At 46.1% G+C, this 20381-nt stretch carries 18 protein-coding genes; 12 read left to right on the top strand and 6 right to left on the bottom strand.

All coding sequences use genetic code 11. The features are described 5' to 3' along the window. Window positions 1-89 precede the first annotated feature (89 nt). The 7 genes from alr to NST45_RS21745 all read left to right on the top strand — a co-directional run bounded on the left by alr (window position 90) and on the right by NST45_RS21745 (window position 7185). Window positions 90-1271 carry an alanine racemase gene (gene alr, locus NST45_RS21775; protein WP_076303358.1) on the top strand — a complete coding sequence of 394 codons (1182 nt, stop codon included), beginning with the start codon at window positions 90-92 and terminating at the stop codon, window positions 1269-1271. Window positions 1272-1486: 215 nt separating this feature from the next. Beyond that, window positions 1487-1768 (top strand): CopG family ribbon-helix-helix protein, encoded by a 282-nt coding sequence (locus NST45_RS21770; protein WP_025698676.1) that lies wholly within the window; start codon window positions 1487-1489, stop codon window positions 1766-1768. A gap of 3 nt (window positions 1769-1771) precedes the next feature. Beyond that, window positions 1772-2122, top strand: coding sequence for a type II toxin-antitoxin system PemK/MazF family toxin (locus NST45_RS21765; RefSeq protein WP_036686777.1), 351 nt, complete (start codon window positions 1772-1774; stop codon window positions 2120-2122). Between the two features lie 156 nt (window positions 2123-2278). Continuing rightward, on the top strand, window positions 2279-2887 hold the full coding sequence (locus tag NST45_RS21760) for a TetR/AcrR family transcriptional regulator (RefSeq protein WP_081383506.1): 609 nt from the start codon (window positions 2279-2281) through the stop codon (window positions 2885-2887). A gap of 172 nt (window positions 2888-3059) precedes the next feature. Next, window positions 3060-4259, top strand: a complete 1200-nt coding sequence (locus tag NST45_RS21755) for an MFS transporter (protein ID WP_076100052.1) — start codon at window positions 3060-3062, stop codon at window positions 4257-4259. Window positions 4260-4432: 173 nt separating this feature from the next. Then, complete coding sequence (locus NST45_RS21750; RefSeq protein ID WP_076100050.1) at window positions 4433-6661, top strand: Tex family protein; 2229 nt, start codon at window positions 4433-4435, stop codon at window positions 6659-6661. Window positions 6662-6846: 185 nt separating this feature from the next. Beyond that, on the top strand, window positions 6847-7185 hold the full coding sequence (locus NST45_RS21745) for a hypothetical protein (protein WP_076104672.1): 339 nt from the start codon (window positions 6847-6849) through the stop codon (window positions 7183-7185). Between the two features lie 45 nt (window positions 7186-7230). On the opposite strand, the gene NST45_RS21740 is transcribed toward NST45_RS21745, so the two are convergent. Further along, entirely contained in the window at window positions 7231-8286 is a 1056-nt protein-coding gene (locus tag NST45_RS21740; protein WP_051491480.1) for a GIY-YIG nuclease family protein, read from the bottom strand. 169 nt (window positions 8287-8455) lie between these two features. Here NST45_RS21740 and NST45_RS21735 point away from each other — a divergent pair, with 169 nt between their 5' ends. Further along, the gene (locus NST45_RS21735; protein WP_036686786.1) at window positions 8456-9232 is read left to right on the top strand and encodes a hypothetical protein; all 777 of its coding nucleotides are present in this window, start codon (window positions 8456-8458) and stop codon (window positions 9230-9232) included. Between the two features lie 1493 nt (window positions 9233-10725). Here the strand turns inward: NST45_RS21735 and NST45_RS21730 are convergent. The 4 genes from NST45_RS21730 to NST45_RS21715 all read right to left on the bottom strand — a co-directional run bounded on the left by NST45_RS21730 (window position 10726) and on the right by NST45_RS21715 (window position 14985). Continuing rightward, a complete protein-coding gene (locus NST45_RS21730; RefSeq protein WP_081386716.1) occupies window positions 10726-12174 on the bottom strand; it encodes a DHA2 family efflux MFS transporter permease subunit in 1449 nt (482 codons plus the stop codon). After that, the gene (gene trxA / locus NST45_RS21725) at window positions 12143-12457 is read right to left on the bottom strand and encodes a thioredoxin (RefSeq protein WP_076142441.1); all 315 of its coding nucleotides are present in this window, start codon (window positions 12455-12457) and stop codon (window positions 12143-12145) included. The genes NST45_RS21730 and trxA overlap by 32 nt, the downstream gene beginning before the upstream one ends. A gap of 676 nt (window positions 12458-13133) precedes the next feature. Next, window positions 13134-14108: an S-layer homology domain-containing protein gene (locus tag NST45_RS21720; protein WP_339823786.1), complete on the bottom strand. Its 975-nt coding sequence runs from the start codon at window positions 14106-14108 to the stop codon at window positions 13134-13136. An 85-nt stretch (window positions 14109-14193) separates the two neighbouring features. Then, on the bottom strand, window positions 14194-14985 hold the full coding sequence (locus NST45_RS21715; RefSeq protein ID WP_038569057.1) for an SDR family NAD(P)-dependent oxidoreductase: 792 nt from the start codon (window positions 14983-14985) through the stop codon (window positions 14194-14196). Window positions 14986-15160: 175 nt separating this feature from the next. Here NST45_RS21715 and NST45_RS21710 point away from each other — a divergent pair, with 175 nt between their 5' ends. The 3 genes from NST45_RS21710 (at window position 15161) to NST45_RS21700 (ending at window position 18764) form a co-directional block, all read left to right on the top strand. Beyond that, window positions 15161-17140, top strand: a complete 1980-nt coding sequence (locus tag NST45_RS21710) for a TetM/TetW/TetO/TetS family tetracycline resistance ribosomal protection protein (RefSeq protein ID WP_038569059.1) — start codon at window positions 15161-15163, stop codon at window positions 17138-17140. A gap of 311 nt (window positions 17141-17451) precedes the next feature. Beyond that, window positions 17452-17976, top strand: a complete 525-nt coding sequence (locus tag NST45_RS21705) for a GNAT family N-acetyltransferase (protein ID WP_076142442.1) — start codon at window positions 17452-17454, stop codon at window positions 17974-17976. A gap of 308 nt (window positions 17977-18284) precedes the next feature. Continuing rightward, on the top strand, window positions 18285-18764 hold the full coding sequence (locus NST45_RS21700) for a hypothetical protein (protein ID WP_076142444.1): 480 nt from the start codon (window positions 18285-18287) through the stop codon (window positions 18762-18764). Window positions 18765-18905: 141 nt separating this feature from the next. Here NST45_RS21700 and NST45_RS21695 read toward each other — a convergent pair whose 3' ends face one another. After that, window positions 18906-19469: a CGNR zinc finger domain-containing protein gene (locus NST45_RS21695; protein ID WP_339823780.1), complete on the bottom strand. Its 564-nt coding sequence runs from the start codon at window positions 19467-19469 to the stop codon at window positions 18906-18908. 220 nt (window positions 19470-19689) lie between these two features. Between NST45_RS21695 and NST45_RS21690 the strand changes: the two genes are divergently transcribed. Beyond that, entirely contained in the window at window positions 19690-20184 is a 495-nt protein-coding gene (locus NST45_RS21690; RefSeq protein WP_036686798.1) for a DinB family protein, read from the top strand. Window positions 20185-20381: the final 197 nt, after the last annotated feature.

Here is a 20381-nt window from a genome sequence, read left to right as displayed (position 1 = left end):
ACCTTCTGTAGCATTACCATTGGTACTAAGACAATGATTAATGCAATGCAGCAATGACGTTTTACTACAACGTAAGAAGGTGACTTGAAGTGCAAGCAAGCTATCGACCGACAGTAGCCGAAATTAATCTGGATGATTTGCGTGCCAATTACGAAGCCTTTCGCCGCTACTTGCCGGCAGAGACAAAGTTTATGGGATGCGTCAAAGGAAATGCGTACGGCCATGGAGCAGTGGAAGTGACACGGGAGCTGGAAAGACTCGGAGCAGATTATGTTAGTGTGGCTTTTTTGGATGAAGCATTGGAGCTGCGTCAGGCGGGAATACTGATTCCTATACTGGTGCTTGGCTACACTTCCCCAGAAGGAATAGCCGTTGCCTGGGAGAACCATGTAACTGTAACACTGTTCACACCGGAGGTACTGGAGGCTATAAGACAGCTTCCTATAGATCCGGAACATCGGCTGAAGGTGCATATCAAGATTGATAGCGGGATGGGACGACTGGGTCTTTTACCAGCTGACGCACCTGCGTTTATCTCTGAAGTGCAGTCTGTTGCGCAGGCGGAGCTGGAGGGTATGTTTACCCATTTTGCCAAGGCAGACGAACAAGACAAAAGCTATACACTGGAACAGCATCGACGGTTCATGAGCGTGGCGGAAACGCTGCGGGAGCAGAACATTCAGATCCCGATCATACATACGGGCAATAGCGCTACGGCCATTGATTCACCTTATTTATCCAGCAACATGGTGCGTGTAGGCATCAGCTTGTACGGATTTTATCCCTCCACAGAGGTGAACCGTCAACTGGTAGAACTACGTCCGGTATTGACGCTGAAGACGCAGGTTGTATATGTCAAAAGCCTGCCTGCCGGTTGGGGCGTCAGTTACGGCACTAGGTACATCACAGAGAGCGAGGAGATTATTGCAACGCTACCTGTGGGGTACGCAGATGGATATTCCCGCATGCTAACTGGCAAAGCGGAGGTGCTAATACGTGGACGCCGCGTTCCTGTCGTCGGAACAATCTGCATGGATCAGTGTATGGTATCACTCAAATCTTTCGCTGCAGAAGCGGAACAAATTAAAGCAGGCGAAGAAGTTGTTCTCATCGGCCGTCAAGCTGACGTGATGATCACGGCAGACGAGTTGGCTCTCCAGCTTGGAACAATTCACTACGAGGTTATCTGCATGTTGGCTCATCGGGTGCCCCGCGTTTATATAAGTGAAGGCACACTTCCTAAATTAGTAAATGCTCTGCTCACAAACTGAAAGTTCTTGACAGTGATGTTATACAAGGGAGAAAATAGAAGGAATTGTATCGTATTAGGAGATGTGACTAAAAGCCTATACGAACCACCATTTCTAGTTTATAATGGGATGCAGCATACTTGATATACTGGCGGCATATATTCCTTGTATAAAATTCCTTGTATATTGTAACACTGGAACACAAGGGCAGAAGGTTTGTGGGGGTGGAAGAGAAGGTGGCTAATTTGCAGAACACCAAAAGAATCATGATCAGCTTGCCCGATCATCTCTTGCAGGAAGTGGACGGAATTGTTCAATTGGAGAATTCCAACCGGAGTGAATTGATTAGGCAGGCCATGAAGCTGTACTTGAGCGAACGGAGGAAACGTTCCATCCGGGAGTCCATGCAGCGCGGCTACATGGAAATGGCTAAGATCAACTTGACCATGGCATGCGAGGCTTTCCTCGCGGAGGAAGATGCAGACAGCACTCTTGGCCGCTTAGTAAGCGGGGTGTAGACATTGATCGTTAAACGTGGCGATGTTTTTTTTGCTGATCTTTCGCCGGTTGTAGGTTCTGAACAAGGCGGAGTAAGGCCAGTTCTGGTCATCCAGAACGATATTGGCAATCGCTTTAGCCCGACGGTAATTGTGGCTGCAATCACAGCCCAAATCCAGAAGGCTAAGTTACCTACACATGTGGAAATTGACGCAGCTGCTCATGGCTTTGACAGAGATTCTGTTATTTTGCTGGAACAGGTTAGGACGATTGACAAACAACGCTTAACTGACAAGATCACCCACCTTGATGATGAAACGATGAAAAAGGTGGATGAATCGCTGCAAATCAGCCTTGGTCTGATTGATTTTTAATCACCCTAGGTTATAGATAACTCATGAGATTGGCGCTCGGGTACGAATCCGGGCGTCTTTTAATGTGCGTTTTTGCGTATAGTAAATAAAGAATCGTTAGGTCTTCACTTTTTGAAAATGATCTGATATTATTAGACCGTACGGTCGGTTTAGGAGGTGCTTAGAATCAAAGGACGCTCAGACGGAGAAGAAACTAAAAAAAGAATTGTGCGCAAGGCCACGCAGCTGTTTGTACAGAAGGGTTATGCTGCCGTAACTATGAATGAAGTTTGTGTAGCCTCGAATGTCAGTAAAGGCAGTCTGTATCACCATTTTCCGAGCAAGGATGAGCTTTTTCTATTTGTAGTGGAAGTGGATACGTTAGAGTGGCTGCAAGCGTGGGATGATAAGAAACAGGAAATTGTAGGGATCGAAGAACGATTTTATGCGTTAGCCGAACACTACGCAAATGATTTTCAGAATCCATTGATTCATGCGCTCGAGGAATTCTCCAGAAGCAGATGCCACCCGGAAGAGATTAGCAAGCGGCTTTCACTTCTTTATGAAGCAGCCTCACATGCTTGTCGTGATCTTTTGAAGGAAGGTATTGAAACGGGATATTTGGTAAAAGGCGACTTAGAGAACTATGTAATCATCGTGAGTGGCATGCTTGAAGGGATTGGAAGAGTTTCTGAATTCTCGATTCATGAGAAGACCCAGGAGGATATAAAAAAATATTACCGGGAAGCAGTAAATTTATTATTACAAGGGATCCGTACGGGGTAAGATAACGAGGGGCATGAAAAGAAGCTTTACATTCAGGAACATGAAGGCTGAAGCTTCTCAAAGGCACCGGAATAGGAAGGGTTATTTTTTTACTATTATTTAGACCGGATGGTCGGTCTTAACATGCATAATATTCGAAGTTTTGGCTTTAAACACACGGAGGGTTAATACAATGTCATTGTTACTTAGAAACAGAGGCGCTATGCTGCTTGTTATGCTTAATATTTTTCTGGCTTTTACTGGAATTGGGCTAGTAGTCCCAATAATGCCAACCTACATGAATGAGCTTGGGATCAGCGGAAGTACTGTCGGTCTCTTGGTCGCCTCCTTCTCGCTTGCCCAATTATTAATATCGCCATTTGCCGGCAGATTATCCGACAGAATCGGTAGAAAAAAGGTGATTGTAGCAGGTTTGATCGTGTTTGCGATATCGGAGCTGATTTTTGGTCTGGCCAATGTACCCTGGCTCTTGTTCGTTTCGAGATTGCTTGGTGGTGCAGGAGCTGCTTTAATTATGCCGGCAGTTATGGCTTATGTAGCGGACACGACTTCTTTTGAAGAGAGAGCTAAAGGAATGGGGCTAATTAATGCAGCCATTACCACCGGCTTTATTATTGGTCCTGGGATTGGCGGTTATCTTGCTGAGCTTGGAATGCGGGTACCCTTTTTCTGTGCAGCGGGTGCAGCTGGAGTTGCAGCTCTAATTACAGTTTTAATTTTGCCTGAGTCTCTGTCTGAAGAGAAACGTAAGGAAGCGACGTTATCAAAAAATAATCAGGAAAGCTTCTTGACGCAGCTGATGCGTTCTTATCGCGAACCGTATTTTTTCGGCTTAATTATTGTATTTGTCATGGCTTTTGGGCTGGCTAATTATGAAACGGTGTTCGGATTGTTTGTGGACCATAAATTTGGCTTTACGCCTAAGGATATCGCTTTTGTAATTACCTTTGGTTCTATTGCAGGTGCGGTGGTGCAGGTGTCCGCGTTTGGCTGGATCTTGAATAAATTCGGGGAGAACAAGGTGATCTCCACTTGTCTTATAGTCTCATCATTGTTTATTCTGCTGACCTTGTTTGTAAGCGGCTTTTGGGCGATTATTACGGTTACCTTTATTGTGTTCTTTGCAATGGATATTCTGCGTCCAGCAGTAGGTACACAGCTTTCCAAAATGGCCGGAGAATCGCAGCAAGGTTTCGTAGCGGGAATGAACTCAGCTTATACAAGTCTCGGAAATATTGCTGGGCCTATCGTCGCAGGGTATTTGTTTGATCTTAGTATTAACTTCCCATATGGGGCAGCCGCGCTCGTTCTGGCTTTGTGTTTTGTATTGTCACTGAGTTCCGGCAAACGGGGAATGGGGCAGCGGGCGTAATCGCTAAATCCGGGCTCTGACCCGTCCACGATGCCTCGCTATATGCGCACAGCGGTTCAGTACAACGCGCGCTATTCGGGCTGGTCTTTGGTGCAGAGCCGAATCTGTGATACTATTTTAATTATGAGATCAAGATATGTATAAGCAGATTGTGTACGGGAAGAGGGATACTAATGGCGGTAGATAACAGCAATACGGAAGTCATTACGGATGAGGCAAACGCACAGCGGGAGCAGGAATTGATAACCGTAGCGATTGCCAAGGAATTGAACATTAGTCTGAAACAGGTACGCACTACGGTAGGACTGCTGGATGAGGGAAATACCATTCCGTTCATCGCCAGATATCGGAAGGAAATGACGGGTGAGCTGGACGAGAATGCGCTTCGTGATATTGAAGAACGGCTGGGTTATCTTCGCAATCTAGGCGAACGTAAAAAAGACGTTATACGCAATATTGAAGAGCAGGGCAAGCTGACCAAGGAGCTTCATGAGCAAATTATCAATGCGGTCAAACTTCAGGAAGTAGAGGACTTGTATCGTCCCTTCAAGCAAAAGCGTAAGACGCGGGCTAGTGTTGCGAAGGAAAAAGGACTTGAGCCGCTGGCTAACTGGATCTTGGAGCAGCAAAGACAAGGGGACCCGCAGACTGAAGCATCGAAATATATTGATGTGGAAAAGGGAGTAGAGAGCGCAGACCAAGCGCTGCAAGGCGCACTGGACATCATTGCCGAGAACATAGCAGATGATCCTGCGATCCGCTCTTGGGTTCGCCAGTATACAGCAAGTCAAGGTATTCTTGTGTCTGAAGCAAAGGATGCAGAACAAGAATCCGTATACGAAAATTATTATAGTTACCGTGAACCTGTACACAAAATGCCACCTCACCGCATCCTAGCAATTAACCGTGGTGAGCGTGAAAATATATTAAAGGTAGGCATTGAGGTCGTCACTGATAAAATTCATGCCTATATTGCACGGAAAATTATTAAAGGGCCATCCCCGGTGAAGGAACTGCTGGAAGCAGTGACTGAGGATGCCTACAAACGTTTGATTGCTCCTTCAGTAGAGCGCGAAGTTCGTGGAGAGATGACCGAACGTGGGGAGAACCAGGCGATTTCGATCTTCTCTGGCAATCTACGTAGCCTGCTGCTGCAACCGCCAGTCAAGGGGCGTTGTGTTCTGGGGGTTGACCCTGCATACCGTACTGGATGTAAGCTAGCCGTTGTAGACGATACTGGTAAGCTGCTAGAGGTAGCCGTGACCTATCCGACGCCGCCGAATAACAAGAAGCGCGAAGCTGCTGCTAAGTTCAAAGAGTTGATTGCTAAGTACGGCATTCAGCTCATCGTAATCGGCAATGGCACAGGCTCGCGTGAAACGGAGCAGTTTACGGCAGAAGTGATTGCCGAGATTGGCAATCCAGAGCTGGCGTACCTGATCGTTAATGAAGCGGGAGCGAGTGTCTATTCTGCTTCCAAGCTGGCGCAGGAGGAATTCCCGGATCTGGATGTAGCGGAGCGCAGCGCGGCTTCTATCGCCCGCCGTGTGCAAGACCCGCTGGCGGAGCTGGTGAAGATCGATCCGAAAGCTATAGGTGTGGGACAGTACCAGCATGACGTCTCCCAAAAGCATCTGGAGGAGAGTCTTAAAGCCGTCGTGGAATCGGCGGTTAACCATGTTGGCGTAGATGTCAATACGGCATCTCCTGCCTTGCTCTCTTATGTAGCAGGGGTTAATGGAACGATTGCTAAGAATATCGTTAAATTCCGCGAAGAGAACGGCAAGTTCACGACCCGGAAGCAGCTGCAAAAGGTTCCTCGTCTAGGTGCCAAGTCCTATGAGCAATGTATCGGCTTCTTGCGGATTCCGGGTGGAGACAACACCTTGGACCGCACGCCTATTCACCCCGAGTCCTATCCGGTGGTGGATCGTTTGTTCCGTGAGCTAAGCCTCGATGTGAATAAGCTTGGCAGCAAAGAAGTAGCCTCACAGCTTGAGGTGCAAAATGCCGAGGAGCTGGCTGTGAAGCTGGATGTCGGCGTGCCTACGCTGCGCGACATCCTGGAGAGCTTGCAGCGTCCGGGCCGCGATCCGCGCGAGGAGCTGCCGCTGCCGATCTTCCGCACCGATGTGCTTAAGATCGAGGATCTGGTTCCTGGCATGGAAATGCAGGGAACCGTCCGCAACGTTATCGATTTCGGCGCATTCGTCGATATCGGCATCAAAAATGATGGGCTGGTGCATATTTCCCAGCTCAGCGGCAGCTTTGTGAAGCACCCGATGGACGTCGTCTCCGTAGGAGACAATGTCACCGTCTGGGTGATGGGTGTTGACCTGAAGAAGGGCCGGGTCAGCCTGACCATGCGTCCGCCGCGTGTTGAGGCGGGAAGCGTGAAGTAGACAGATCGCATTGATCCTCAAAGAACGACAACAAGAAGCCAGTCTCCTATTATTGGGGACTGGCTTCTTGTTGATTATTTTCAGCTGCAACCCTTTTTGTCATTATAGGAGTGAAGGACGTGCACTCTTTGGGTAAGTTTAGAGTAACAGTTGAACTAATGGCTTATTACTAGGAGGAGATAGATGTGGGAAATCCATTGAAAGAATTAAAAAATAGTGTGAATGGCCTAAAGCAATCCCTTGATGGAGTTAAGCAATCGGTAGAGGGATTGAAAGAACCTATAGATGAGATGAAGGGAAATATTCAGGTCACGTTGGAGCAAGCGAAGGACAGATCTGAGGGATTTAAATCGGAGATCAATCGTATGAAGGAATGTGTGGAGGAAACTAAGCTGGTTGTTAATGAGGCGAAGGAAACGGTAATGGAGGCGGGCGAGGTGTTATACACTCAGAAACGCTATAAAAAATTGTTGAAGCGAAACCGAAAAATGCAGCCTGCAAAGGCAGGCCGCCGTTTACTATAATCCGCCGGAAGTCCAAACATTCACCGCAGTTACAACCCGTACCTTTTAATTATAGGAATGAGAGGGAAGCGCATTTAAAAAAATCTGCAACAGCTCATTTACCGAAGCATCCATATTGGAACGTTGCTCAGCTGCAAGCCAATCCTCTTGAATGATGATGTAGCTGCAGGAGCTGCTTTTTAAATAGCTGTATATTATTTGTGCTTCGTCAATCTCATGGCGCCCGATCGCTGCCGAGGTCTGATTGGTTTCACTCTGAAAGGTGTTCATAATCGCTGACTTTATTGCCGCTTGCAGGTGGGTGATATCCGGTTGATCATATTGTAGCTTGGTATGGGACAGGATACGGTTGCCCTTGAGCAGAATAAGTTTAAGCGTCTGTTCATTCATGGCCTCAAGAACTGCGATATTCTGATTCTCCTGTGCGAATTCGATGACCTTCTCTTTGTGAATCAGGAAGCTGACAGCTCCAATATAGTCCCTGTATTTGGCGGCGGTTTCGAAGTCATAGTGCTCCGCGGCCACTGCCATCCGTTGCTCCATTTCCTCAAGGATACTGGAATCTGAGCCGTTTAGTAAGCCAATGACTCGATCAATAATTTTATTATATTGAACAGCGGCATCTCCGCCTGCACACATCCCTATGCATAGGCCAAGCGAATGGTTTAGGCATAGGGAATTTTTAAAGCTAGGGTTACTGCAAAGGATTCTTGAACTTTCTTTAATGCCTTGCACGGCCCGTTCCACGGTGCTTCTGCTTGTATAGGGACCAAAAACCTGAGTGCCTTCTTTGACCGCAGGATCATAGGTAATCTCTAACGAACGTATTTTTTCATCCGCTCCTATTACGATATAGGTATAAGCCTGCGGATTTTTCATTTTTTTATTGTACATGGGTTTGATCTCTTTAATTAATTTGCATTCCAGCATAAAGGCTTCAAATTCGGTATCCGTAAGGATGATTTCCAGATCTTTAATATTTCTTACAAGCTGTTTAACCTTTGGGGAATGAGATTTTGAGTTTTGAAAATAGGATTGGACTCTCCGTTTTAACTGTTTTGCCTTGCCAACATATATAATATGACCGAGATTATCCTTCATGAGATAAACGCCGGGAGTTAGGGGAAGGCTTTTAAGTTTTTCTGTTAAATGAATAGTAACCCCGCCCTCTCATAAGAGTTGTATGATTGATAGTTTTAGTATAAGCTTGCAACCTTCATTTGTTCAAATCAGTCTAAAGAGTGAAGAATCAAAGCTAAGGAGGGATCTTATGTACTTCGCAAAAAAAATCGGTGGGCTGGCGCTTATAGCAGCTATGTTATGGCTTACAGCCTGCAGTGGAACGCCAGAAGCGGGAACGGAGCCGAAGCAGACGCCTGAGCAGTCACAAGAGCAGGCACCAGTGCAGACGCCAAAGCAGACACCAGAGCACACACAAACTGCACAGCCAGCGGCTACTACACAACCACCACAGGAGACGGAACTACCACAGGAGACGAAGACATCAAGTACGGGGCAGCCGCAGGATCTAGAGGGATTGCCGCCATTAGTTGAGGAAGCGGCGTCTACGGTAATGAACTCCATTAAGAATAAGGATATGAAGCAATTAGCGGCGTGGGTACATCGGGATAAAGGGCTACGCTTCTCTCCATATGCATACGTGGATACAAAAAATGATCTTGTATTCACCCAGGAGGAAGTAGAAGGATTAATGAATGACTCTACCAAAAGAGTCTGGCGAACATTTGCTGGCTCCGGTGATTTAATCGAGCTTACATTCGCAGATTACTACAAGCGGTTTGTCTACGATGCGGACTTCATTCAGAAGGCCGAAATTGCTGTGAACAAGGGGCTTGGACAAGGGACGACGATCAACAACTTAAACGAAGTGTATCCAAAGGAGCAATATGATTTCGTTGAATATCATATTGCTGGTATCGATCCTTCTGTCGAGGGAATGGATTGGCGCAGCCTGCGTCTAGTTTTTGAGAAGATCGGAGAAGACCATGCATTAGTCGGCATTATTCATGATCAATGGACGCCTTAGCTTACGGACTCAGATGACGCTATTATGGACGCCTTAGCTTACGGACTCAGATGGCGCTATTATGGACGCTGTTTGCCTGCTTCAACTGATTATTCACATCCGTTGGCATACGCTGATCCTTACGGACCTAGATGACGCTATTCGCGTTTTTTTAGCGATTAGAGCACAGTTTCGGACTCCAGTGCAGCTATTCATCAGAAAAAGGCATATCTATGGTGCTTTTTGAGCCAATAGCGACGATGGAGTCCTTTAGTAGTCCAAATGTGCGATTATGCAACGAATAAGGTCAACTGGGTCCGATAGTAGCTGCATTCCTATCCGCTGTAGACCCATCTGTTGCACACCTAACTGCTGCACACCTAACTGCTGTGCACCTAACTGCTGTGCACCTAACTGCTGTGCACCTAACTGCTGTGCACCTAACTGCTGTGCACCTAACTGCTGTGCACCTAACTGCTGTGCACCTAACTGCTGTGCACCTAACTGCTGTGCACCTAACTGCTGTGCACCTATCTACTACACACCTATCTTCTGCACACCCATCTGCTGCGTTCGCATAACGCAAACATTGGAGCATCGCTGATTTGTATATTGTTTTTGGCTACCTGCTTCAGCGGATTTTCATATCCGTTGATACACGCTGATCCTTACGGACCCAGATGACGCTATTCGCGTTTTTTTAGCGATTAGAGCACAGTTTCGGACTCCAGTGCAGCTATTCATTAGAAAAAGGCACATCTATGGTGCTTTTTGAGCCAATAGCGACGATGGAGTCCGATAGCATCGTAAAAGTGGCATATTTTTGCGTATAAGGTCATCTGAGTCCGATAGCTGCTGCGTCCGTGTAAATATGATCTAATCGCTCGAAGTTTGATGTTCATCATCGCCAAATAGCTTCATGCACACAAATATGATCTAATCGCTCGAAGTTTGATGTTCATCATCGTCAAGTAGCTTCATGCATACAAATATGATCTAATCGCTCGAAGTTTGATGTTCATTACCGTCAAATAGCTTCATGCACACAAATATGATCTAATCGCTCGTAGTTTGATAATCCTCACTGCCAAGTAATCAGCATTTCTGAGCCTGAGTTAGCTTGAGGACCCAGATGTCGCTATTCGTATGTTTTTAGCGATTGGAGCACAGTTCGGACCCAAGTGCAGCTATTCGTTAGAAATAGGTTCATATTGGGTGCTTTTTGAGACAATAGCGACGATGGAGTCCGATAGCTAACAACAAGTTGGATTATGAGACGATCTATGGGGAATTACCAAAGACGTCCCACCCCTGCTTAAATATGTGTCAGACCCTGGTGGGGCCTCCTCTGTAAAAGTGGGGGCAAAAATTATAATCAGTACAGCTTTTTTTTCGGGAAATATGCTTTAAGCATGGAGTCTCAAGTGCGCTTCAGGAATTTCCCCCTGCACCGGAAGCCACACCAAAAAAACCGGCAGAGGATTCTGCCGGGTAATACAGGATAGATTAAGAAATTAAATATTAGCAGGTTTAAGCTTTCTCGCTTCTTGCAGATGAAAAGACAAGTATAATCCTAATCCGGCAAGAGCCGTCAACGTCCAGAATGCAATGTGGACCCCTTTGAGCATATCCAATGGAAAGGATAAGGAACTGGCACTCGCAGTAGAAGTCATTATCGTTACAAGCAAGGCGCCTCCTATTGAACCGCTGAGCGAGCGCAGCGTGATTGTCATTGGAGAAGCATGTGCAACCATGGTGTTGGGGATACTTGCCATGGCATAGGCCGTAATTGGAGCCATAACTGCCCCTACTCCAAACATAAGCAGGGCATACATTATAACCAGTAGATTAAAGGACGTCTCTGTTGATAACGTGAGGGCAAGAGCCACTGCCATGATCAGAATGAGCAGAAATCCTCCCTGGGTTACGCGGCTAACCCCAAACCGGTCATATAGTCTGCCTGAGATCAGACCGGAGACACCAATCAGCAGTGCACCTGGCAACAACATAAGCCCGGACTCCCTTGGTGTTAAGCCTCTTATCGTCTGTGCATACAGAGGAAGAAGGAGTTCAACTCCCACCATCACCGCAAATAAGATCACCCCCACAATAGAAGAACGGGTAAAGGAGCGGTGCCGAAACAGCTTGAAATCGAGCAAAGGTGCCGTGAGCTTGAGCTGTCTTTTAATAAACAGCGCCACGATCAGGAATCCGGCCAGAAGGATGATCCCTGCGACAACAGGATTTCCCTTTTCTTCCCCGACAATGCTAAAACCATATAATATACCAGCGAATCCGAGTGAAGAGTAGATAATGGACCTGGTGTCGAGCTTGGTCTGATGAGTCTCTCCCACGTTCCGCAGCGTGAAATGCGCTAAGAATAAATTGGCGGCTGCGAGCGGAGCCACAGCATAAAACAACAGTCTCCATGAATGATTCTGAACCACGAACCCAGACAGAGTAGGCCCAAGTGCAGGAGCCAACCCCAGAACCAAACCGACTACTCCCATCGCTGCACCGATTTTCTCCTTCGGGAAGACTCTGAGTATCGTCGTCTGAAACAGAGGGAACAGCAGACCCGCACCGATGCCTTGAACCAAACGCCCCGTCAGGACTAGGGGGAAACTCCAGGCGATCCCGGCAATCAGTGTTCCTGCTGTGAACGCTCCGACAGAGGCCATGAACAAGGCCCTCGTAGTAAACTTTCCGATCAAAAATCCAGCAACAGGAACAGTTATACCTATCATCAGGTAGTACACCGTAATCAGCCACTGCGCTTGATTCTCATGAATGGCAAGATCCTGCATGACACGCGGCAACGCCGTATTTAACATCGTTTGCATTAATTGGGCTAGAAAATTGGCAACCACCAGAGAGGCTACAATAATGCTGGGTTTATTAGTCAAGCTGTCTTCACCGCTTTCAGAGGTATTATTGGGATGCAACGAGCTGCTGCAAGGCATGTATGGATAACATCCCCACCTCTTGTTGCCGTAGTTGTCCATCCTTGAATATGAGTGTGGCCGGTATACTCATCACGTGGTATTTTCCAGTCGTCTCCGGGTTGTCATCCACATTGACCTTCACTACAGTTATTGTAGCATCCGACTCCCGCTCAAACTCTTCCAGCACAGGTGCAAACATCCGGCACGGTCCGCACCAGGGCGCCCAGAAGTTGACTACAGTTATTCCTTTCGATTGAATGAGTTGTGCAAAAGTAGCATCTTCCGCATGGAGAACTGCCATTATGAATCATCCTTTCAAGATTAATAAAATATATTACAGATCCATTATATCTATAATTAGGATAAATAATAGACTTAGTGTATCCACAATATATCTAAATCAGTATTTTGTCAAACCGATTTTCACTTACTCCTGTGCTTGTACATATAAAACAAAAAGATCCGTTAAGTGCGCTTGAAGCAGTTGATAGATCTATGATTGTAAATGATGCGGTCGAGAGGACTCGAACCTCCACGATATTGCTGCCACACGAACCTGAATCGGGCATGCAATTCGGTCACTAGCGGGTTGTAAAATCCTTGTATAATCAAGGATTTTTGCGGTTTTTCTGTTTTTCTCAAGCACAACAAGGGGATGCCGAGTTCACCCAAAACGCAGTCAATTTTGTAAGTTTGAAAGAACTCAGAGAGAACTCAGAGAGAACTAGACAAGAAACAGCTGTGTTTAAGGTCATCTGAGTCCGATAGCGGCGTTACTTAATCAATTAGAGTTCGGAGTTGGGATAAAGGGGGAAGGAACAACAAACAGCAAACAAGGGATGCTTCAGCAGCCATATGATGGCTTTTGAGGCATCCCTTCTCCGTATCTCAGCCGTCATAAACGGCAGCTGGAAGTCCAAATATACACCGCAGTTGCGTTGGACTCTTAACTCTAAAACCTTCAAGTTGAATTTATATTATTGTGCCGCGCTAGAAGACGAATAAGAAGCAGAGCCAGTTACAGGTTGAGCGACAGCTTTGTATCCATCTGGCAGATAAGTGGCAACAGATGCCTTTGTGATCACCTGCGCGTACATTTTCCCTGGTTCAGGAGCAGTCACGTTAAAGTAAATCACAGCCGTATTGTCTTTACCAAATTCGATTCGCTCAATCACCAGCCCATACCCGGGGTTAGGCAGATTATTAACGGTAAGTGTGGCTTTATTTACGCCTTCACCCGCTTTGGTCAACGTAACCTCTGTTTCGTAGGTGGGAGTAGTGGGACTGCCATTAGATACAATTACACGTTTAGCAAAAGCGGCTGCATCATAGATGAGAGCGGCTGCTTCAGAGCGGGTAATAGCATCATTTGGCCGGAAATTACCGTTCTTATCGAGTGTGGCAATATGTGTATTCAGCAGGATCTGGAGACTATTTATAACCTCCGTAGAGAGTTTATCGCCATCCTTAATGTCTACATGCATCAGCGTAACAGGGAAGTTACCTTTACTTTGCAGCGCTTGCGTCAATAAGTGAGCGAACTGAGCACGGGTGATGGTTCCGTTAGGATCCACTGTCCGGTCGAGTGAAAGACCATTTTGCTTGGCAGTCAGGAAAGCCGAAGCATACCAGGCTTTGTCGTTTACTTTATCGAAATAATCACTGGCTTTGGAAGAGTTACTACCTACCGCTGGTTGCGGAGTCAGATTCAGACCCCCAACGATGAATTGTATCCCTTGCGCAAAGCTTACCTTAGATTTAGGGGCAAACTTATCTTTGTCTACTCCGTTTATAATCCCCTCTTTATGCAAAGAGTTGATTTTTGCTTCCGCAGGATCACCTTTCAAATCTGAAAAAGCAAAAGCGGATGCCCCAAAAGACACACTCGCTGCCAAAATGCCGCAGGCTATAGTCATTTTTTTAGCGTTATTTATGAATAATGGTTTTTTCATTTGCGTCACCTCCATACTCTTAGATGGTAGATTAGACCAAAATGTTGCATAGATTTTAAAATATTATAACGATTCGAGTAAAAACTTATCCGCGCAGGAGTGACTCGGCACCATCTACATAAATCTCAGTTCCCGTAACATGAAAAGATTCATCCGATGCGAGAAATAATACCAGATTGGCAACCTGCTCAGGCTTACCCGGTGCATTTTCCAGCGGATGATTACCTTCCGGAAATTCCACAGGAATCTTCACTTCTTGAAGATCATCGCTTTTATACGTATTATCTCCAATTTGTGTATCGATTGATCCAGGACAGATTGCATTTACACGGATGCCGTATTGCGCCAGCTCTAGTGCAGCCATTTTCATAAAAGCAACTTGTCCTGCCTTGGAAGATGAGTAAGCGGAAGCGCCAATGTTCGAGAATACTCGGTTGCCGTTAATGGAGCTGGTGATAATGATGCTGCCGCCATTTTCTTTCATATGGGGGATGGCATATTTTACTGTGGCAAAGGTGCTGCGTAGGTTGGTATCCAGTGTCTGGTCCCAATCTTCGATTTCTAGTGTTTCGATTGGAGACCATGTACCATTAATGCCAGCATTGGCAAAAACAATATCAATCTTCTCGGCCGCCTCCCCAACCTTACGAATACTTTCTTCGACCAGACCTGGATTGGAGACATCGCATTCAATTACTGTTGCTGTACCGCCAATAGATTCAATCTCACGTTTAGTTTCATAGGAATCCTCGGGAGTGCGGTCAAGCATATATACCTTAGCTCCGTGTTGGGCAAACCTTATGGCTGTAGCTTTTCCAATACCGGAACCAGCACCTGTAACCACTGCAACTTTATCCTGCAAACGTTTATCTGTCATGATGAATTTCCTCCTCGGCGTTAGATTTCTTATTAGTAATTACATACCCGGCATAGCTGAATCTAACCAATTGAACTGGAGGGTGGAACAACGTGGGTGGATATATTACTATGGAATATAAGGATGTAAATAATATAAATTCAGATAAATCTAGCTCATGATAGGGGAACTATAGATGATTCAGCAGCAGGGAGCAGAACGGATTAATGTGGGGATATTTGCCCATGTGGACGCCGGGAAGACGACAACAACGGAGCATATTTTGTATGAAAGCGGTCGCATTCGCGCGCTTGGCAGCGTAGACACTGGGACGGCATTGACGGATTCAATGGATGTGGAGCGGCAGCGGGGGATATCCGTACGGGCGGCATTGGCTTCTTTTGCTTGGAAAGGTGTGCAGATTAATCTGGTCGATACCCCGGGGCACGTCGATTTTCTGTCCGAAGTTGAGCGGTCTTTGCGGGTGATGGATTGTGCGGTGCTTATTCTTTCAGCCGTGGAGGGTGTGCAGGCCCAAAGTGAGATGATCTGGAACGCGCTGCGGAAGCTGGGAATCCCCACGCTTATTTTTGTGAACAAAATGGATCGCGTAGGCGCTAACCCTGAAGCTGTGCTGGCAGAAGCGCGAAATTATTTGTCTAGTGATATCATTCCAGTTCAGCAACCCATCGGCAAAGAGAAGGGGTACATAGGAGCAAGAGATTTATGGGAGAACGAAGCTGATGCTAGCGCACGAACAGAATTATTAGAGGCGTTAGCGGAACGGGACGAAGAGCTGTTGGAGAAGTATATGTCAGGTAGCACTATTGATTTGGCTGAATGGAAAAAATATATGAAAACAGCCTCCTCATCAGGCCGCTTTTTTCCGATGGTTTATGGCGTCGCCGCCAAGGGGCTTGGGATTACTGCCTTGCTGGATGCGATGGTTGAGTATTTTCCGCGCGCTGGTGGGAATGTGGAGGGGGCGGTGTCAGGCATCGTATACAATATTCAGCGTGATAAAAGTATGGGACGGATGGCGTTTGTCCGCCTTTATGAAGGGACGATCCGTAACCGCGATACGCTGATGAATTATACGCAGGATATTCAGGGGAAAGTGACCCAGATCCGCAAGGTCGAAGGTGGTCGGACCGAGGATGTCGGAGCGCTTGAAGCCGGAGATATTGCTGTTATCTATGGCCTTTCAGGGGTGCGCATCGGAGATGTGCTCGGCCATCCGGGGGCCATTCCGGAGGAGGCGAAGCTGGCTGTGCCGCTGCTAACGGTGCGTGTATTCTGGGAACCAGATGTGGATGACCATAAGGTTATCGGAGCGCTGCAGGAACTGGCGGATGAAGATCCGCTTTTGGATGCGCAGTGGCTGCAGGATGAGCGGGAGCTGCATATCAAAGTAATGGGACCGATTCAGCTGGAGATTCTGAACAGTGTTCTGGAGGAGCGATATGCGCTGAAGGTTACTTTCGGTCAGCCTTCTGTCATATATAAAGAAACGCCAGCCCGTGCCGGGGAAGGTTTTATCGCTTACACGATGCCGAAACCGTGCTGGGCGATTCTACGCTTTCAGATTGAGCCGGGATCTCCGGGCAGTGGTTTAGTCTACGATTCGGTAGTGCGGAGTTCCGACCTGCTGCCGCAATACCAGAGCGAAACCGCACGCCGAGTACCAGAAGCCTTACAACAGGGTTTGTATGGCTGGGAGGTTACCGATCTTAAAGTGACCTTGATCGAGGGACAACATCATGTGTGGCATACCCATCCGCTGGATTTTGCGGTGGCGACTCCGATGGGAATTATGGACGGACTCGCTCGGGTAGGCACTAAACTCCTAGAGCCGATTCTGCAGGTTCGCATCGTGGTTCCTGAGGAGAATGGCGGACGGGTGATGAACGACCTCGTTCAGATGCGCGGCACGTTCGAGCCTCCCGTGCTGCAAGGCGAGCGGATGATCATCGAAGGACGTCTGCCGCTGGCAACATCGCTCGATTATCCCGTCAGCTTAAGCTCCTACACGAAGGGGCGCAGCACGTTTACTTCTTTTTTTGCCGGCTATGAAGAATGTCCACCAGACGTATCTGCTGAGCGCACCCGCCGGGGCGTGAACCCACTTGATCAGGCGAAATATATATTAAGTGTGCGAAAGGCACTGCAAGGTTAAATTGAGCTTGAGTGTTAAATAGGCTGACGGGGAATAAAAAACTAGAGAGTGTGCGAGGATGTTGGTACTAAGATATACTCAGAAAACTATTAGAAGATATGAAAGTAGCTCCAGTAGAAGTAGAAGTAGAAGTAGAAGAGATCTCCTCGTTTTTTAGTTGGCATGTGAATATTATACAGCTCAGAAAAACATATCAATTCAGTAGCCCAAAGTGATTTCAATAGTTTGTTTGAGAGGAATAAGTGGTTGAACACTAGTCAATGTTGGACTAGCTGAAGCTTTTATCGGAAATCTAAGGGGGAATTAAATTGATGATTAGAGAAGCAACAGCTAGTGATATAGACGGGATCGCTTTTGTCCACGCTGCGAGTTGGAAAACCACATACAGAGGGCTAATATCAGATGAGTTTCTCGATAAAATTACAGTGGAAGCTAGAAGGAAGCTCTGGATTCGGAATTTTGAAACACCCAATAAAGACGAGGTTATGTATGTGGCTGAAGATGAGGCTGGGACGATTATTGGTTTTGCAAATGGAGGAGCGCGAAGAGGGTCAGATCTCTCTGATCTCTATGATGCGGAGCTATATGCACTCTATTTGCTTAAGGAACAGCAAGGAAAGGGTCTTGGAAGGCAACTCATAAGAAGCGTAGCACAGAATTTATTGGAGAAAAATTATAGCTCGTTCATGACTTGGGTGGTAACAGGAAATCCCGCGATTCATTTCTACCACAAAGTGGGTGGGCAATCTGTTGCGACAAAAGAAGTGAAGCTTGGGAATGAGATTGTTGAAGAGATCATGATCGGGTGGAGGGATATTGGGGTTGTTGGGGATTAAGAGCCAAGGAGAGCGATGTGCAGAAGCTTTTAACTGTATTTTGTACAACTATAATCCCACAAATAACCCGCCAAAGGATATAACTGTATTTCGTACACCTATTTTTGTGATTTATTACTCTATGGGCACATTTTCTAGTTTTTAAGTGTACAGAATACAATTAAAGTCCTGATGATCCCCCTTGGATGCGGAATAAGTGTATGAAATGCAGTTATTTTACGAGTTCATAAAGCTCAGTGCACAAAACTATCTAGAGAAGGCCAGGTTTTTTTCGCTAAAAAATATGATGAGTTAAAGGTTGTGAGAAAGTGAGTGATAAACAAGCACGGCTATTTCGTATGGAGCAACTGAAAAAAAGAGTGAAAATAGAAAACCCACTAGGTTCTCTTTACAGTGAGTGTATCGAAGCTTTAGGTCCCAACACAAGAATATATAGTTTAGAAAAGTCGTCCGAGATTGTATCTATGATGGAGAGTATAGTTAATTTCACACAGTGGGCGCGGATTGACTGGGAATCTATTGATCAAAAGAAATCCTTTAAGACGCCGGAAGAATTGAAAGACATAGAATCTATTTTATTGCGTGATAACTATTTTATTGTGTGGAATGAGATCAATCTTCCGGTAGTGGAAACTAATTTAAATAATATTATAAATAACTTCAATGATGTTATTGCTGTTGGATTTGATACATGGATTATAAATATGGATAAAGGAATTATCATTGAAAGCTATCACGAGGGGGATCTGACAGTGGGTTGGATCACGCCTCCCTCACTACCAGCTTAACTATAGGCTCTAATGGATGCATAGAGAGTGAAAAATGTACGTAATTCACACTGCGCTAATAACCTCAAGTTTATTCTTCCTACACGGAACAAGCTTACATTAAGTATAAGAGTTTTAATATGAACTATTAGCCTATAGACTCTATTCCCCCTCAGACTCAGCCTTCTTCCGCGCCCGGAAGCGCCGCACCTTCATAAGGTTGCCACAAGCTTTGTCATCGCAGTACCGCTTGGAGCGGTTGCGTGTATCATCGTAATAGACCCAGAGGCAATCGGAATTCTCGCAGATGCGGAATCTGTTGGGTTCTTTTTCAAGCAATGCCTCGGCAAAAGACGCCGCAATCTCCGCCATCACCTGCTCCCAACCGCTATGGAGTGGCAACAGCTTTATTTCCGCTTGCTCGTCGCTTTTCCATACAATTCGCCGTGTAACAGGACCCTTGTCCATATAGACATTGAGCTGTTCCAGCATTACTCCATACACCGCATTTCCTTGCACAATAGCCTGTACCCAGTTCCATAGTAGAGAGCGAAGCTCTTTAAGCTGCGCCATTTCTATCGTGTTCGGCATCTGTGTTTCTAAAAGAGAATACTCCTTCAGCCATTTAAAAACCCATTCTTCTTCATCGAGCCTGTCCCGATCTTTATTCTTATCTCCTGTTCGCCAATCCCGCCAGTAGCTGTTAATGAAATCCTCCCACAACACGGTCTGTTCATCCTTTCCGATTCAACGCTCATTACAAATCATTGTAACAGTTAAAAATAAGTTTAGCTAGTTACTTGAATGCAATTTGGAAATATGCTACATTTCTTTTGTAACCACTATATTATGGTTTAAGTCGTTACATACTAGTTGGCTTTGAAGTAGTTCTTTTTGAAGCTACACCATGAAGTTTATGTTTACACAAATTTTTAGGAGGTTGAACATGCAAAATAAAATCAGTGAGGTCTTGCTCCAAAATTGGGATTATTGCATGGATATCGAGGATTGGGCTCCGCCGCTTAGCGATGCGCTGGAAGGTGTGGATAGCAAACAGGCTCTCTGGAAGCCAGAGGGTGGGGCGGCCAATTCTATCTGGGAAACGGTTAACCATCTAACTTATTATAAGGTGCGTTTGCTGCGAAAGCTAAAAGGGTTGCCCAAACAACCCGATGCTGAAAGCAACGATGATACCTTTACTGTAACAGCTGAAGGAGAAGAAGCATGGGCGAAAGCCGTTGCAGACCTGAAGGACGTGCATGCTGCTCTTAGAGAAATCATTGAAGCGCTGGAAGAAGGCGCGTATGATTGGGGCGGTTCGGGTCATGCGCCAGGGGAAGAGGTAATGAGCCTTATCCTACACGATTCTTACCATACTGGACAAATTATTATGCTGCGTAAATTGCAGGGTTCTTGGGTGTCCAACCGTAGTTTTAATTAGAACCTCCACATTTAAAAATACAAGCCGTACACTGCTATTCCGGTATACCCGGGTCAGCGGAGGTACGGTTTTTTTGTGCAACTCTGGTAGGCATGAGTATATATTCTATATTGCTTTTTTTGGTTGATTTGGATAAATTAAAACGCGATATGGATATGGGCTCAGAAACTAATCACTGATATCATATAATCCAAAGG

Origin of the sequence: Paenibacillus sp. FSL R7-0163 (assembly GCF_037969975.1) — a bacterium.
Lineage (GTDB): Bacteria > Bacillota > Bacilli > Paenibacillales > Paenibacillaceae > Paenibacillus_AQ > Paenibacillus_AQ odorifer.
Note: the sequence above shows the minus strand (reverse complement) of the source record. Positions and strands in the feature narration are given on the sequence as shown.

Excerpts from the sequence above, each read along its gene's own strand:
- NST45_RS21730 (WP_081386716.1), bottom strand. The coding sequence starts at position 12,174 with ATGCCTTGCAGCAGCTCGTTGCATCCCAATAATACCTCTGAAAGCGGT.
- NST45_RS21750 (WP_076100050.1), top strand. The coding sequence starts at position 4,433 with ATGGCGGTAGATAACAGCAATACGGAAGTCATTACGGATGAGGCAAAC.
- NST45_RS21715 (WP_038569057.1), bottom strand. The coding sequence starts at position 14,985 with ATGACAGATAAACGTTTGCAGGATAAAGTTGCAGTGGTTACAGGTGCT.
- NST45_RS21710 (WP_038569059.1), top strand. The coding sequence starts at position 15,161 with ATGATTCAGCAGCAGGGAGCAGAACGGATTAATGTGGGGATATTTGCC.
- NST45_RS21755 (WP_076100052.1), top strand. The coding sequence starts at position 3,060 with ATGTCATTGTTACTTAGAAACAGAGGCGCTATGCTGCTTGTTATGCTT.
- NST45_RS21690 (WP_036686798.1), top strand. The coding sequence starts at position 19,690 with ATGCAAAATAAAATCAGTGAGGTCTTGCTCCAAAATTGGGATTATTGC.
- NST45_RS21740 (WP_051491480.1), bottom strand. The coding sequence starts at position 8,286 with ATGAAGGATAATCTCGGTCATATTATATATGTTGGCAAGGCAAAACAG.
- NST45_RS21735 (WP_036686786.1), top strand. The coding sequence starts at position 8,456 with ATGTACTTCGCAAAAAAAATCGGTGGGCTGGCGCTTATAGCAGCTATG.
- trxA (WP_076142441.1), bottom strand. The coding sequence starts at position 12,457 with ATGGCAGTTCTCCATGCGGAAGATGCTACTTTTGCACAACTCATTCAA.
- NST45_RS21705 (WP_076142442.1), top strand. The coding sequence starts at position 17,452 with ATGATTAGAGAAGCAACAGCTAGTGATATAGACGGGATCGCTTTTGTC.
- NST45_RS21720 (WP_339823786.1), bottom strand. The coding sequence starts at position 14,108 with ATGAAAAAACCATTATTCATAAATAACGCTAAAAAAATGACTATAGCC.